Origin of the sequence: Bradyrhizobium sp. AS23.2 (assembly GCF_001908185.1) — a bacterium.
GTDB lineage: Bacteria > Pseudomonadota > Alphaproteobacteria > Rhizobiales > Xanthobacteraceae > Bradyrhizobium.
Genome location: NZ_LGHM01000150.1, coordinates 60,454 through 75,264, shown reverse-complemented (window position 1 = coordinate 75,264; position 14,811 = coordinate 60,454). Strand labels below are relative to the sequence as shown.

Sequence of the window (14,811 nt, the reverse complement as noted above, 5' to 3'; positions counted from 1 at the left end):
CCGGCGCAGCGCCCGGCGCCGCGGCGGCGAGGTTGACGCGCTGCTGCTCGGCAGCCGCGGCCTGCTGCTGCGCCTGCTCTTTCGCCTTCTGCGCAGCAAGCTGCGCCTGCTCGGCAGCCTTTGCATCGGCTGCAGCCTTCGCTTGCGCATCCTTCTGCGCACCGAGGGCGGCGAGACGATCGCGTTCGGCCTCGGCCTGCTTCACCTTCTCGGTTGCCGCCGCATGGGCCTGCTCGGCTCCAATTTTTTCGAGCTGGAGCTTGGCGAGGCTGGAATAGAAGCCGTCGGGATGCTGGGCGAGGAACGCTTCCCACGCCGGCCTGTTGCCGACCTGAAGCGCGAGCTCGTAATCGCGGCGCATGTCGGCCTGCGGGTTCGCTACAGGCGCGGCTGCGGCCGTCGCGGTCACCTTGACCGGCACCAGCGGCACGTCCTCGCCGCCGAGCGAGCCGTACACGAACGGCTCCTGCTTGTTGCCCGTGGACTTGAGCACGTCGTCACGCACGAAGCCGAAGGCGCGGCGGACGTCGAGGCCCGGCGTCGTCAGATGCTTCGACAGCGCAAGCGTAAAGGGGCTGTTGGCACCGTCACCGTCCTGTGCCGTGAAGCCGGCCTTCGCCGAGTAGGCGATCAGCGTGTTGGGGCTGGTCGGTTCGACCTGGGCCAGGCCGCGGCCGATGCCGCGCGAGGCGACCGTGCGCTTCATGGTCTTGCCGAACGGGTTGTCACGGCAGGCGTCGAGGATCACCAGACGAAGCTGCTTTGCGGGTTCGACGGCGACCAGGACGCGGTCGAGCGAGAGCGCCTCGTCGTAGACATCGGTGTCGCGCTCGAGCTTGGCATCGATCGGGATCAGATAGTTCGAGCCTTCGACCTCGATGCCATGGCCGGCATAGTAGACCACGGCGATGTCGGCATCGCGGGTAGCATCGGCGAATTCGCGCAGCACACGCCGCGTGTCTAGCGCCGACAGATCGTGCCGGGACTCGACGATGTCGAAGCCGGCCCCCTTCAGCGTCATGGCCATCACCGTGCCGTCGTTGACGGGATTGGCGAGCGACGGCGCGTGCTGATAGGCCGAGTTGGCGATCACCAGCGCCACGCGCTTGCCGGCAAACGCGGGTTCGGCGCCGAACAGCAGCGGGAGAGCGAGCAGAAGCGGGCAAAGTCTCAACAAATTGCGCATGGCACGACTTCCGAAATTTTCAGGGCCGTTCGGCCCCCTTTGGGACCGCTTTAGCAGAACCAACCGCCGGCGCTTGTGATGGAGGTCACCAAGGGGGACGCCGACGACGAGCCGAAAGCCCCTTTGGTTTGTCGCGCCAGTCCGGTCGCGGTTCGCCGGCAAATGCGTGTCCCGGACCGGGTTCCCCTAGCCGTCACCGATGTGCCCCCGATACTGCGGCAGGTTGTCCGTAATCTCATGCCAGGGCGCCTTCGAACCCACGAAAATGTGGGCGGTCGGCCGGATCGAGGGGGCATCGGCCAGGGTCCCCATGGCGACATGGACCCATTTTCCCTCGCGTACCCGGGAATAAAGCAGCGAGCCGCAGCGGGCGCAGTGAGCGTCGTGGGTGGTGTCGTCGCCGAAGATGATGCGCTGGTCCTCACCCCTAACGACTCGAAGCTTTTCCTGCTCGATGCCGGCGAACGGCTTGAAGGCGGAGCCGGTGGTGCGGCGGCAGTTCGAGCAGTGGCAGTTCATGGCATAGGAGAACGCGTCCGCCACCTCGTAGCGCACCGTGCGGCAGTAGCATTCGCCGGTCAGGATGCGAGCGTTCGAATTCTCTGATCCGGGCATCACGATGTCCTCGCGCAAATGGTACGGACACCCATAGCGCAATTTGATGTCTACGACTAAGTTTCGCCCAAGCCATCATGCAAAGGGATGACCCATGAGCCAGAATCGTGCGAGCGTCGAAGCCGTCGTGCAATCCTATTTCGACGGACTTTACGAGGGCGATGCCGAAAAGCTCGGCGCCATCTTCCACCCCTCGGCCGATCTGCGCTGGGTCGAGAAGGGCGAGCTTCAGGTTCTGACCGTGCCCGACTGGCTCGACCGCGTGCGCAAGCGCGCCTCCGCCAAGGCCGAAGGCAAGCCGCGCGAGGATTTCATCGTCACCATCGACCGATCGGATGACAAGACCGCCTTCATCAAGGTCAGGTGCCAGCTGCCGCCGCGCTTTTTCACCGACTATCTGGTGGCGATGAAGCTCGCGGACGGCTGGCAGATCGTGTCGAAGTCGTACCGGTATGACCTGAGGGAGTGAGGCGGATCGCCGCCCGAAATCGGGCGCGCCCGCCTCCCATTCGCCGTCATTGCGAGCGAATCGAAGCAATCCAGAGTCTCTCTGCGGGACAATCTGGATTGCTTCGTCGCTTCAGTGCAAAATTGCTTCGCAATTTTGTCACGAGCTCCTCGCAATGACGATGCGAGTGAGGCGCAAGCCTGCTTCCCCGTCGTCCCACCAGTCAAGGTTCCTCCATGCTGCTCGACCGCCGTTCCCTGCTCGCCTCCCTGTGCTGGATGGCCGCTTCTCCCGCACTTGCCGCTGAGGCGCCGCCCGAGATCGCCAGCTATGAGCGCGAGAGCGGCGGACGCATCGGGGTCTACGCGGAGAACCTTGCGACCGGCGCGAAGCTTGCCTGGCGGGCCGACGAGCGGTTCGTCATGTGCTCGACATTCAAGGCCTCACTCGCGGCCTGCGTGCTGGCGCGGGTCGATCGCGGCGACGAGCAGCTTGCAAGCATGATCCCTTATGGCCAGGCTGACCTGCTCAGCCATGCGCCGGCTGCCAAGCAAAATCTCGCAACCGGCAAGATGTCGGTCGCCGAAATGTGCAAGGCGATCGTCGAGCTCAGCGACAACACCTGCGCCAACCTGCTGCTGGCGCGGATCGGCGGCCCCGCCGCGCTCACGGCGTTCTGGCGGTCGCTGGGCGACACCACCTCGCGGCTCGACCACAACGAGCCCGAGCTCAACCGTTCACGGCCTGGCGATCCCCATGACACCACGACGCCGGCGGCGATGGCAGGGAACCTGCGCCGGCTGGTGCTCGGCGAAGGCCTGTCGCCGGCATCGCGCGCGCAGCTCACCGACTGGATGGTGAATTGCAAGACCGGCGCGAACCGGCTGCGCGGCGGACTGCCGGCAAGCTGGAAGATCGGCGACAAGACCGGCAACAACGGCAAGGACGCGGCGGGCGATATCGCGGTCGCCTGGCCCAAGGCCGATACGCCGATCCTGATTGCGGCCTATACCCAGGGCGGCACCCCAAGTGCGGCGCAGATCGAGGCGGTGTTCGCGCGCATCGGGCGCATGGTGGCCGAACGGTTGGCGTAAGCGACCCCGCATTGACCTTGCGGCCGCTTCCGGGTGAAGACAGGCCATGATCGCAGCGAAATTTCAGACCTTTCTGATCCTGCTCGCCGTGCTGGCGGGCACCGCGCTCGTTGCCCGTCGCTTCAACATCGCGCCCGCCATTCTCCTGATGCTGTCCGGCGTCGGCCTCGCCTTCGTGCCGGGCATGCCGCCGGTCGAGCTGCCGCCGGAACTCGTGCTGCTGATGGTGCTGCCGCCGCTGATCTACTCGGCGAGCGTCGCGATGAGCTGGCGCGAGTTCAGGAACAATTTGCGGCCGATCGTGCTGCTTGCGGTCGGCGCGGTGATCTTCACCGCGGCGATGGTGGCGGCCGCAACGCACTATCTGATCGGCCTGCCCTGGACCATCGGCTTCCTGCTCGGCGCCATCGTCGCGCCGCCCGACGTGGTGGCGCCGCTCGCGATCGCACGCCGGCTCAACATGCCGCGCCGGCTCCTGGTCATCCTCGAAGGCGAAGGGCTCGCCAACGACGCCACCGCGCTGATCCTTTACCGCTTCGCGCTCGCCGCAATCATCGTCGGGCATTTCTCGCTGCCGCTGGCCGCCGGCGAGTTCTTTCTGATCGTTGCCGGCGAGATCGCTTTCGGCATCGGCGTCGGCTGGCTCTCCCTCCGCTTCCGCAAATGGTCCAGGGATCCGCAGGTCGAGCTGACCCTGTCGCTGATCACGCCCTATGTCTCCTACTGGCTGCCCGAGCATGTCGGCGGCTCCGGCGTGATCGCGACCGTCGCCTGCGGCCTCTATGTGAGCTGGAACGGACCGCTCCTGATTTCGGCGTCGACGCGCCTGCAAGGCATCTTCTTCTGGGACCTCGTGATCTATCTGATCGAGGGCCTGCTGTTCCTGCTCACCGGCTTCCAGATGCGCGCGCTCTACGAGAAGTCGAAGGCGTTCCCGCTCGACGATATCATGATCGCGACCGCTGTGGTCATGATCATCATCGTTCTCGCGCGTTTCGTCTGGCTCTATCCCGCGACCTATCTGCCGCGGATACTCAGCGAGTCGCTACGCGAACGTGATCCGTCGCCGCCATGGCAATGGCCGTTCGTGCTCGCGTTCACCGGCGTGCGCGGCGCCGTGTCGCTGGCGGCAGCGCTCGCGCTGCCGTTCACGCTGCCGGGCGGCGAGGCCTTTCCATATCGCGACCTTATCCTGTTCGTCGCCTTCGGCGTCATCTTCATCACGCTGATCGGCGTCGGCCTGACGTTGCCGCCGGTGGTGCGATGGCTCGGCATCGCGGAGGCCGGCCGCACCGAGCATGTCGCCGAGCACGAGGCCGAGATCGTCGCGCGCCGCCAGGCCCTCGACGCCGCGCTGAAGTCGCTCGACGCGCTGACCGAGGAGAAGGAAGTATCCGAAGAGGTGATGCGGCTCCTGCGCGCGCGCCACGAGATCCGTGTCAATCAGCTTCCTGATTCGCTCGACCCCGCCCACCATGACGTCTCCGCGGCCGGCACCGCGCTGACCCGCGACCTGATCGTAGCCGAGCGCAAGTTCATCCACGACCTCCTGCGCGACGGCCAGATCACCGACGAGACGCGGCGACGGATCGAGCGGGATCTCGATCTGGAGGAGGCGAGCCTGGCCAACCGGGAGTATCGGGAGACGCCGCTGTAGCTTCTCGTCATTGCGAGCCAACGGGTCCGCGCATAGCGCGGACCCGTTGGCTTACAATGACGATCGTTGAAACGGCGGAGCAAACTACCGCTTCTCGCAGAACTCGCCCATCGCCGCGGTCACTGCCGACGCAATCAGTTCCTGCCGTTCCGGCGAATTCATCGCCATCTCTTCGTCGCGGTTGATGATGGAGCCGGCTTCGAGCAGAACCGCGGCGCTGTTCGTTCGCGACAGCACGATGAGCTCGTCAAAGCGGTAGACGCCGACGTCCTTGTCGAGCAGCTGGCGCCGGTAGCGCCCCATCAGCGGCAGGGTGTATTGGCTGGCATATTGCAGGCCGCGCTGCTTCAATTCCTTGCCCAGCAGCCGGGCGAAGGCGAGGCTGGCGCGGAAGTGCGGGTTATGCTCGGACACGAACAGCGAATGACCGCCAAATCGGTCGCTGAAGTAGCTCTTCGCGCCCTCGAACTCCCATTCCTCGAGCAGCTTGTCCGGCACCGAATCGTGATGGATCGACAGGACAAAATCGGCGTGCGCGGCATTAGCCGCAGCGACGCGCTTGAGCAGGCTCGGTCTTGCCTTGCCGTCCGTGACGAGCACCCGGGTCGCGGCAAAGCCCGCCGACTTCAGTTTCTCGCCGACGAGCTTCGCCAACCGCAGATTGAAGCCGAACTCCGTATCGTTGCGCGCGCTCGTCGCGCCATACGATTCCGCGGTGTGCCCGGCATCCAGGATGATCCGGAATTTTCGCGGCTCGCATTTCTCCGGCGCAGGCGCGGGCCTGGACCTCGCCTTCGCGGCTTTCCGCACCGGTGCGGCACGACCCGGATCGATCGACGGGAGCAGTAGCGCAGCAAGCGACACCGCGAGCATTGCGACCATGCTCCGCGCCAGCGACAAGTCCTACTCCGCTGCCGCGATCCGCGGCCGGCCGACGAAGCCGGCGACATCGCCAAAACGTTCCAGCATCACCGCAGGCAGGTCCTTGGCCTTGCTGGTGACACAGGCGCCCGAGCGAACCGCGTAGCGGTCCTGATGCGCAGCCTGCGGCGGCGGCTCGCCCTGCTGCAGCGCGCGCGCCAGATCCATCACAACCTTCCGGAAATGCATGATGCCGAGATCGGTCGGGCCGAGATGCTCGCGGGTGCGATCCGCGATCGGGCCCTGGCTGTCCTGCACGGCGGCGTCCTGCTCGGAGACACCCTTGATGCCGGTGTAGCTCCTGGTCTTCTGGAGCTTGCGGTCGATCAGGTAGTCGTTGCCCTTGTGGCGCAGCGGCACGTAATTGGCATCGACCTCCGCGATCACGCCATTGCCGCGGTCAAAGGCGTCGCGCTCGGCCTGCGTCAGCGGCCGCTCCGGATTCCAGGCATAGGTGTAGATCCAGCAATTGGTGTCGGTGACAGGGACGAAGGTCTGGCCAAAGATGTTCTCGCCCGGCATCGCGCTCGGCGCATAGGCGTGGAACGGCATCAGGAACTGCGCGATGCGCCAGTAGATGTTGTCGCTGCCGGTGAGCCGGCCGCCGGCGATGGTCAAACCTGCTTCATGCGGGGTGACCTTGATGATCGGGCGCGGATCCTCCGCGATCCAGCGCATGTGATCCGTGCTCACCCGTACCAGCGGATTCATGAAGTGCTTCTTGATATCCAGGATCTCGTTCTCCTCCTTGTCGAAAGAGAGATGCGCAAAGGTGAAATGCGCGGTATCGATCGAGCCTTCCAGCGCCTGCACCCAGTTGCAGTCCTGCCATTTCTTGCTGACGTAGCGGTGCGAAGCCGGCAGCAGCGCCATTTCGAGATCGGGCAGTTCGGGCATGACATCGGCCGGCCCCATATAGGCCCAGATCATCTCGCCCCATTCGCGCACCGGATAGGACTTGATGCGGATGAGGTCCTTGGCGTTGAGATCGGGATAGGAGGTCGGCATGTCGACGCACGCGCCGTCCGTGTCGAACTTCCAGCCGTGATAGACGCAGCGGATGCCGCATTCCTCGTTGCGCCCGAGCCAGAGATTGGCGCCGCGATGCGGGCAGTGCTGGTCGATAACGCCGACGACGCCGCGCGTGTCACGGAAAGCGAGCAGCTCCTCACCGAGCACGACGATCTTCTTCGGCTCGCCGTCGGGTTCGGGAAGTTCTTCGGACAGAAGCACAGGAATCCAGAAGCGGCGCAGCAGTTCGCCCATTCCCGTTCCGGGGCCGGACTCGGTCAGGAACTTGTTGTCCTCGGCGCGGAGCATGGCTGATCCTCCCGACTTGTTTTTGGGAAGATTGGCGCGAGAGTGGGAGGACGTCAACGCGGACGCGCCGAAATTGTAGGGTGGGCAAAGGCGCTCTTGCGCCGTGCCCACCGTCTGTTCGCATATACAACGAGGGTGGTGGGCACGGCGCTGACGCGCCTTTGCCCACCCTACGGCAGGATCAATTAGACCGGCCGCTCCCCCTTCACCGTCACGCGCGTGCCCGAGCGCGTGTGCGGCCAGTAATCCCACATCGCGCGGTGCTGCGTGCAGCGGTTGTCCCAGAAGGCAATGGCGTTCTCGGTCCAGCGGAAGCGGCACTGGAACAGCGGGTTCTCGGCGTGCTGGTAGAGATAGGCGAGCATCGCGTCGCTCTCGTCGCGCGGGATGCCGTTGATGTGGCGGGTGAAGCCGCGGTTGACGTAGAGCGCCTTCTTGCCTGTGACCGGGTGCGTACGCAGCACGGGGTGCTCGGCGTGCGGATAGGAGGGACGATCGGCGACGCCGTAATTGGCGTAGAGGCCGCGATAGATCGGCTCGCCGTCATGCAGCGCGGTCAGCCCGTCGAGATAGGCCTTCATGCGGTCCGACAGCGCCTCATAAGCCGCGTACATGTTGGCGAACAGCGTGTCGCCGCCGCGCGGCGGGCATTGCTTGATGTAAAGGATCGAGCCCATCGGCGGTTCGAGATCGCAGGACACGTCGGAATGCCAGCCCTCGCCGTTCGCCCGCGGCGAGTTCTTGTCGGCGTAGATCTTCATCAGCGCCGGGTCTTCATCCTCGTGCGGGGCCGCGGGATGAAAATGCAGCTCGCCGAACTTGCGGCCGAAGGCGAGATGCTGCTTCGGCGTGATGCTCTGGTCGCGGAAGAAGATGACGAGGTTTTCGGCAAGCGCGCGGTGGATCTCGTCCATCTGTTGATTGGAGGGGGCATCGCCAGAGACGAGCTTGCCGATGTCGACGCCGGTTATTTCCGCGCCGATGATGGGTGTGAGCTTTTCGACCGCGATGGTCTCATAGGGCGCGCCGTCTTCCGCCATGTGGCGATAGCGCGGACCCTGCTTGCCGGATAGTGAGCTCATGGGTGTCGTCTCCCGATCATTCTTGATTGGGAGCATCGTAGCCCGGATGGAGCGAAGCGCAATCCGGGAACGGTTTGTCAGCCTGCGACAGGCCCCGGATTTCGCTGCGCTCCATCCGGGCTACACGCACAAAAAATAAGGCGGGTTACGCCTCGCGAACCCGCCTTATGATCTCAATGTCTGAACGACCTTACTCCGCCGCGGTCACCGGCACCTTGGCGCCCTGGCCGTAGCGCTGGTCGATGTAGTCGATCACGAGCGCCTTGAAGTCGGCGGAGATCGTCGGGCCGCGCAGCGTGCGGAACTTCTTGCCGTCGACGAACACCGGCGCGGCCGGCGCTTCGCCGGTGCCGGGGAGCGAGATGCCGATATTGGCGTGCTTGGATTCGCCGGGGCCGTTGACGATGCAGCCCATCACCGCAACGTTGAGCTCTTCAACGCCGGGATACTTCGACTTCCAGGTCGGCATCTCGTCGCGGATGAAGTCCTGGATCGAGCGCGCCAGCTCCTGAAACGTGGTCGAGGTGGTGCGGCCGCAGCCCGGGCAGGCCGCAACCAGCGGCACGAAGGTGCGGAAGCCCATCGTCTGCAAGAGCTCCTGGCCGACCTGCACCTCGCGGGTGCGGTCGCCGCCGGGCTCCGGCGTCAGCGAGATGCGGATGGTGTCGCCGATACCCTGCTGCAAGAGGATGCCGAGCGCGGCCGAGGAGGCAACGATGCCCTTCGAGCCCATGCCGGCTTCGGTCAGGCCGAGATGAATCGCGTAGTCGGAACGGCTGGCGAGATCCTGATAGACCGCGATGAGATCCTGCACCGCCGAGACTTTGGCGGAAAGGATGATGCGGTCCTTGGGCATGCCGAGCTCTTCGGCGCGCGCGGCCGAGAGCAGCGCAGACTGCACCATGGCCTCGCGCGTGACCGCGCGCACGTCGCGCGGATTGGCGGACGCGGCGTTCTCGTCCATCAGCTTGGTCAGCAGCTCCTGGTCGAGCGAGCCCCAATTGGCGCCGATGCGGACCGGCTTGTTGTTCTTGTTCGCGATCTCGATGATGTCGGCGAACTGGGTGTCGCGCTTGTCCTTGAAACCGACATTGCCGGGATTGATGCGATACTTGGCGAGCGCTTCGGCGCAGGCAGGATAGGCCGCGAGCAGCTTGTGGCCGATATAGTGGAAGTCACCGATCAGCGGCGTGGTGATGCCGCGCTTGAGCAGGCCATCGCGGATGTGCGGAACGGCGGCAGCGGCCTCCTCGCGGTCCACGGTGATGCGGACCATTTCGGAGCCGGCGCGCGCGAGCGCTGCGACCTGGGCGATGGTGCCGTCGATATCGGCGGTGTCGGTGTTGGTCATCGACTGCACGACGATCGGCGCACCGCCGCCGACGGCGACGTCGCCGACCTTGACCTGGGTGGTCTGATGCCGGGGCGCGGGGCCCGCGATGTCGGAATCGATGGGGTTTTCGAGCTTGTTCATGGGGTCCAAATATCAGGTTTTGGTGACGTTCAGCAATGCATCGCGCGGCGCTGCAGCCTCTCGGCGATATCCCTTTGAATTCGAAGTTCGCCTCCCTTGCGGCGCCCTCCGCGCGAACTTCGAATTCAAAGGGATACCAAGGACTTATGAATCGAGTGCGGCTTCCGGTTCAGGAGCTCCCTTACGAGGGTGCGGCATCGGGAGAGGGAGCTCCTGAACCGCCGCACTCGGACGGTTAACCAGAAAAAGCCCAGCAATTACAAGGACCGCGGCCGCCCCGAAAGCCAGGCTCAGGCTATCGTGCATGATGAAATAGCTACCCACCACGCCAAACAAAGGGGTGATGAAGGTAAATGCCGACAATTTGCTGGCCGAATAGGCCTTCACCAGCGCGAACCAAAGCGTGAACGTGGTTCCGACCACCCAGACCGCCTGGAACGCCAGCAGGACCAGAGACAAGGGGGGTCGGGGTGTGGGTAATGGATTCGCCGAACAGCCAGGCCGCCACGCCCAGGATCGGGATCGAGGTCGCGACCTGGTAGCTGAGCGCCTTCTCCGGTGCGGCGAAGCGCAGCCGCGTGCCCTTGGCGATCAGCGTGGTTGCCGCCCACAGCGATGCGCCGGCGACGATCAGGAGATCGCCGAGCAGGACGTGCGAATCGACATCGGGCTGCGGCACGCCGATCGCGAGCGCCACGCCGGCAAAGCTCACGCCCAGCCCCAGCCATTGCGTGGCACCAAGCCGCTCGCCGAGCATCTGATAGGAGCCGAGCGCGACGAAGAACGGCGCCGTGTAGAGGAATACGACCGCGCGCGAGGCCGAAGTCAGGCGCAGGCCCTCGAAGATCAACACGAATTCGATGCCGAACATCAGACCGGCGATCAGGCCGGGCTTCCACGTGCCATCACGCTCGAAGAATTTCACGCCGCGAAGCGTGCCGACGATGAACAGCACCGGCAGCGCGCCCATCGAGCGAATCATCGCCTGGAGCATCGGCGGCACATCCTGCATCACCAGCTTCACCGCGATCTGGTTGAAACCCCAGGTCAGGCACAGCATGAGCATCAGGGCGATGGCGCCGGCACTGAGGGGGCGACCGGCGGACGGTATGGCTTGAGGTGAGGACATTTCTTCCTGAAATCCGGCTTTGCGCCGTTGTTGCTTCAAGTCGCTTTCTGACAATGCGTGCAGACGCCCGTGATTTCCACCACGGACAGTTTTGGTGCGAAGCCCGAGCTGCGCGCCGCGGCGTTGAGGTCCTTGGCGAACGACGCTGACGGGATCTCGCCGACGAGACCACAGCGCTCGCAGATCAGGAACGCCACCGCGGACGTCGCGTCATGGTCGTGGGCAGCGCAAGCGAGATAGGCGTTGCGGCTTTCGATGCGGTGCACGAGGCCGTTGGCCATCAAGAAGTCGAGAGCACGGTAGACCGTGATCGGAGCCGGCCGCGGCATCGACTTGGCCAGTTCGTCGATCACCTCATAGGCGCCGAGCGGACGATGGCTGGAGAGCAGCGCCCCCAGCACCTGGCGGCGAATCGGTGTGAATTTCTGCGCGCGCTGCTCGCAAACCTCCTCGGCATGCGCCAGTGCGTCCGCGGTGCAGCGGCCGTGATCGTGGTCGGGCGCGGGAAATGCCGGCTTTGCGAGGTTCATACGATCGTATTCTAGCATTGCGGCCGGGGAACCCAAAGCACGACGGCCGCCGCGGCTGCCAGCCATGCTTTTGCTGCGGGACAGGATCGCATTGACCCGGCGTGAAATAATTATAAGCTTGCTTATTATATCCAAGCTTATTGGAGACAAAGCTTATGACCCGCGGGTCTGTCGACCAGAACTTCCTGTTCACGCTCGGTGAACTCTACCGCCTGTTGCGCGTCTATGCCGACAAGGAAGCATCGCGCTACGGCATCACCCGCGCGCAATGGGCGGTGCTGGCCAAGGTCGAGCGCAGCGAGGGCATGAAACAGTCGGAACTCGCCGAACTCATGGAGATGCAGCCGATCACGCTGACGCGCCTGATCGACAAGCTCTGCGACAACGACTGGATCGAGCGCCGCAGCGACGCCTCGGATCGCCGCGTCAAGCGCCTGTACCTCAAGAAGGCCGGCCGGACTTTGCTCGGCAAGATGAGCGGGCTTCGATCCGAACTCACGGCCAACGCGCTCGATGGCATCAATCCGGCGGACGCTTACCGTCTTCTCACCCAACTCGAAACAATCAAAGAAAACGTGCGTAACGCGACCCAGACAAGCGGAGCGGAACAGGCGCGTAGGGAGCAGCGCTATGGCTGATCAGGTCCTCAAGTTCCAGCCCGAACAAAAAATCGACAGCGGCAAGCCGACCAAGAAGGCCGGCACCGAGCCGCGCCGCCGTCTGATCGCAGGCCTGCGGCGCTATCGCCGCTTTTTGCTGATGGTGGTCCTGCCGCTCGCAGTCGCTATCGGCGGCCTCGTCTTCTATCTGAATGGCGGCCGCTATGTCGGCACCGACGACGCCTATGTCGGCGCGCAGAAGGTGCTGGTGACGCCCGACATCTCCGGCAAGATCGAGAAGGTCGTCGTTAGGGAAGGCCAGCTCGTCAAGCAGGGCGACGTGCTGTTCGAGATCGATCCCGTGCCGTTCCGCCTCGCCGTGGACGAGGCAAGGGCGCAGCTGATGCAGGCGCAGACGACCTACGACAATCTCCGCGCCAACATCAAGATCTACGGCGACATGCTCAATCTCGCCCAGCAGGGCGTCGACCTGAAGCAGCGCGACGTGGAGCGCAAGCAGGCGCTGGTGAAGAACAGCTTCGGCTCGCAGCTCGACCTCGACAACGCGTCGAACGCGCTGGTCACCTCCGGTTCGGTCGCGCAATTCGTCAAGCAGCAGATATCGACGGCCAAGACGCAGCTGCTCGGCGATCCCGACCTGCCGCTGGAGAAATTCCCGCCCTACGCGCAGGCCAAGTCCAAGCTCGACAACGCCGAGCGCAATCTCGACCACGCCGTGGTGCGCGCCTCGATGGGCGGTATCGCGACCCAAGTCGAGCAGATCCAGCTCGGCCGCTACGTCATCGCCGGCACGCCGGTGTTCTCCATCATCGACGTCGCCCACCCCTGGGTCGACGCCAATCCGAAGGAAAGCGACCTCACCTACGTCACCGAAGGGCAGCCCGTCACGCTCGAGGTCGACGCGTTCCCGAACCATGTCTTCAAGGGCAAGATCGGCTCGCTCTCGCCCGGCACCGGCGCGCAATTCGCGATCCTGCCGCCGCAGAACGCCACCGGCAATTTCGTCAAGGTGGTGCAGCGCGTGCCGATCCGGATCTATTTCGACGAGAGCGACAAATACGTGAAGAAGCTGAAGGCCGGCATGAGCGTCTATGCCACCATCGACACCGGCCATCAGCGCTCGCTCGCCGGCTTGCTCGGCCTGTCGGCGACCGCGAACCAAGACAAAGACTGATCCGATGTCCGGCCCCAATGCCAGCTTGATGGTCCCCGGCCTGCGCCGGAACATGGTGACGATCTGCGCCATGACGGCGACCGTCATGCAGGCGCTGGACACCACGATTGCCAACGTCGCCCTGCCCTACATGCAGGGCACGCTGTCGGCGTCGCAGGACCAGATCAACTGGGTGCTCACCTCCTACATCGTCGCCGCCGCGATCATGACGGCGCCGGTGGGATGGATCGCCAACCGTTACGGCCGCAAGCGCATCTTCATCATCTGCGCGGCCGGCTTCACCTTCGCCTCCGTGCTGTGCGGGCTAGCGCAGGACATCAACCAGATGGTGCTGTTCCGCCTGCTGCAAGGTGTGTTCGGCGCCGCGCTGGTGCCGCTGTCGCAATCCGTGATGCTCGACTATTACACGCTCCAGGAACGCGCGACGGCCATGTCGATCTGGGGCATGGGCGTGATGATGGGCCCGATCATGGGTCCTTCGCTGGGCGCCTGGCTGACCGAGACCTATTCCTGGCACTGGGTGTTCTTCGTCAATCTGCCGTTCGGCGCGATTACCGTGCTCGGGCTCGCCGTCTTCCTGGACGAGACCGACAAGAATCTCAGCCTGAAGTTCGACTGGTTCGGCTTCGCCGCGCTGGCGGTCGCGATCGGCGCACTCCAGCTCGCGCTCGACCGCGGCGAGCAGCTCGACTGGTTCGAGTCGGTCGAGATCGTGACCGAGTTCATCGTCTCGGGCATCGCCTTCTATTACTTCTTCGCCCACTCCCTCACGACCTCGCGGCCGTTCATCCAGTTCGCGCTGTTCAAGGATCGCAACTTCCTCACCGGCTGTATCTTCATGACGGTGATGGGCCTCGTACTGTACTCGACCATGGCGCTGGCCTCGCCCTACCTGCAAAACGTCATCGGCTATCCCATCATGACCGCGGGCGGTCTGCTCGCGAGCCGCGGCTTCGGCACTTTCTTCGCGATGATGATCGTCGGCCGGATCATGCGCTACGTCGAGGCGCGCACGCTGATCATTTCCGGCCTGATGCTGACGGCCGCGTCGCTGTTCCAGATGACCGGCTGGACCGACCAGACCCAGGTGCCGGAGATCGTCATCGTCAGCGTGATCCAGGGCTTCGGCTTCGGCCTCGTCTTCGTGCCGCTCTCGACGGTGTCGTTCCTGACGCTGTCGAACCATCTGCGCACGGACGGCACCGCGATGCTGACGCTGCTCCGCAACGTCGCGAGCTCGGTCGGCATCTCGATCGTGATCGCCCAGCTGACCCAGGGTACGCGCAAGACCTACGCGATCCTGTCCGAGTACATCAATCCGTTCAACCACGCGCTGCAGATGCCGAATGTGCGCAGCATGATCGACCTCACCACCGACGCCGGCCGCGCCATGGCCGACCGGATGGTCGGCGTGCAGGCGCAGATCATCGCCTTCGCACACGACTACCAGCTCGTGATGTTCTTCATCCTCTGCACCATCCCGCTCGCGCTGATGATCGGCTCGACCAAGGCCATCCTGCGCAAGCAGGCGGCGGGGCCGGAACATGCGGTGATGGAGTAG

At 64.5% G+C, this 14,811-nt stretch carries 13 protein-coding genes and 1 pseudogene; 6 read left to right on the top strand and 8 right to left on the bottom strand.

Going from position 1 to position 14,811, the window contains the following annotated elements; translation table 11 throughout:
- Together AC630_RS30240 and AC630_RS30235 are read right to left on the bottom strand one after the other, a co-directional pair.
- A partial coding sequence (locus AC630_RS30240) for a caspase family protein (RefSeq protein ID WP_143198437.1) occupies window positions 1–1,186 on the bottom strand: 1,186 nt, incomplete at its 3' end.
- A 186-nt stretch (window positions 1,187–1,372) separates the two neighbouring features.
- Window positions 1,373–1,801 carry a GFA family protein gene (locus AC630_RS30235; protein WP_074122135.1) on the bottom strand — a complete coding sequence of 143 codons (429 nt, stop codon included), beginning with the start codon at window positions 1,799–1,801 and terminating at the stop codon, window positions 1,373–1,375.
- A gap of 94 nt (window positions 1,802–1,895) precedes the next feature.
- On the opposite strand from AC630_RS30235, the gene AC630_RS30230 reads away from it, so the two are divergent.
- The 3 genes from AC630_RS30230 to AC630_RS30220 all read left to right on the top strand — a co-directional run bounded on the left by AC630_RS30230 (window position 1,896) and on the right by AC630_RS30220 (window position 5,000).
- Window positions 1,896–2,270, top strand: coding sequence for a nuclear transport factor 2 family protein (locus tag AC630_RS30230; RefSeq protein WP_074122128.1), 375 nt, complete (start codon window positions 1,896–1,898; stop codon window positions 2,268–2,270).
- Window positions 2,271–2,485: 215 nt separating this feature from the next.
- Window positions 2,486–3,343 (top strand): class A beta-lactamase, encoded by an 858-nt coding sequence (bla, locus tag AC630_RS30225; protein WP_074122127.1) that lies wholly within the window; start codon window positions 2,486–2,488, stop codon window positions 3,341–3,343.
- Between the two features lie 46 nt (window positions 3,344–3,389).
- Window positions 3,390–5,000 (top strand): Na+/H+ antiporter, encoded by a 1,611-nt coding sequence (locus tag AC630_RS30220; protein WP_143198435.1) that lies wholly within the window; start codon window positions 3,390–3,392, stop codon window positions 4,998–5,000.
- An 84-nt stretch (window positions 5,001–5,084) separates the two neighbouring features.
- On the opposite strand, the gene AC630_RS30215 is transcribed toward AC630_RS30220, so the two are convergent.
- From AC630_RS30215 to AC630_RS30190, 6 genes and pseudogenes are all read right to left on the bottom strand, one after another.
- Window positions 5,085–5,900: an N-acetylmuramoyl-L-alanine amidase gene (locus AC630_RS30215; protein WP_245330564.1), complete on the bottom strand. Its 816-nt coding sequence runs from the start codon at window positions 5,898–5,900 to the stop codon at window positions 5,085–5,087.
- Between the two features lie 3 nt (window positions 5,901–5,903).
- Entirely contained in the window at window positions 5,904–7,241 is a 1,338-nt protein-coding gene (locus AC630_RS30210) for a Rieske 2Fe-2S domain-containing protein (protein ID WP_074122125.1), read from the bottom strand.
- A 185-nt stretch (window positions 7,242–7,426) separates the two neighbouring features.
- Window positions 7,427–8,323, bottom strand: coding sequence for a TauD/TfdA dioxygenase family protein (locus tag AC630_RS30205; protein ID WP_074122133.1), 897 nt, complete (start codon window positions 8,321–8,323; stop codon window positions 7,427–7,429).
- A 190-nt stretch (window positions 8,324–8,513) separates the two neighbouring features.
- A complete protein-coding gene (ispG, locus tag AC630_RS30200; protein ID WP_074122124.1) occupies window positions 8,514–9,797 on the bottom strand; it encodes a flavodoxin-dependent (E)-4-hydroxy-3-methylbut-2-enyl-diphosphate synthase in 1,284 nt (427 codons plus the stop codon).
- A 144-nt stretch (window positions 9,798–9,941) separates the two neighbouring features.
- Window positions 9,942–10,926 (bottom strand): annotated as a pseudogene (locus AC630_RS30195) (DMT family transporter).
- Window positions 10,927–10,961: 35 nt separating this feature from the next.
- Window positions 10,962–11,456: a Fur family transcriptional regulator gene (locus AC630_RS30190; RefSeq protein ID WP_074122123.1), complete on the bottom strand. Its 495-nt coding sequence runs from the start codon at window positions 11,454–11,456 to the stop codon at window positions 10,962–10,964.
- Between the two features lie 155 nt (window positions 11,457–11,611).
- Here AC630_RS30190 and AC630_RS30185 point away from each other — a divergent pair, with 155 nt between their 5' ends.
- Genes AC630_RS30185 through AC630_RS30175 form a run of 3 tightly spaced genes read left to right on the top strand, consistent with a single transcriptional unit; the run spans window position 11,612 to window position 14,811 of the window.
- Window positions 11,612–12,094 carry a MarR family winged helix-turn-helix transcriptional regulator gene (locus tag AC630_RS30185; protein ID WP_074122122.1) on the top strand — a complete coding sequence of 161 codons (483 nt, stop codon included), beginning with the start codon at window positions 11,612–11,614 and terminating at the stop codon, window positions 12,092–12,094.
- Entirely contained in the window at window positions 12,087–13,250 is a 1,164-nt protein-coding gene (locus tag AC630_RS30180) for an HlyD family secretion protein (protein ID WP_074122121.1), read from the top strand. Before AC630_RS30185 ends, AC630_RS30180 begins: the two co-directional genes overlap by 8 nt.
- 4 nt (window positions 13,251–13,254) lie before the next feature.
- The gene (locus AC630_RS30175) at window positions 13,255–14,811 is read left to right on the top strand and encodes an MDR family MFS transporter (protein ID WP_074122120.1); all 1,557 of its coding nucleotides are present in this window, start codon (window positions 13,255–13,257) and stop codon (window positions 14,809–14,811) included.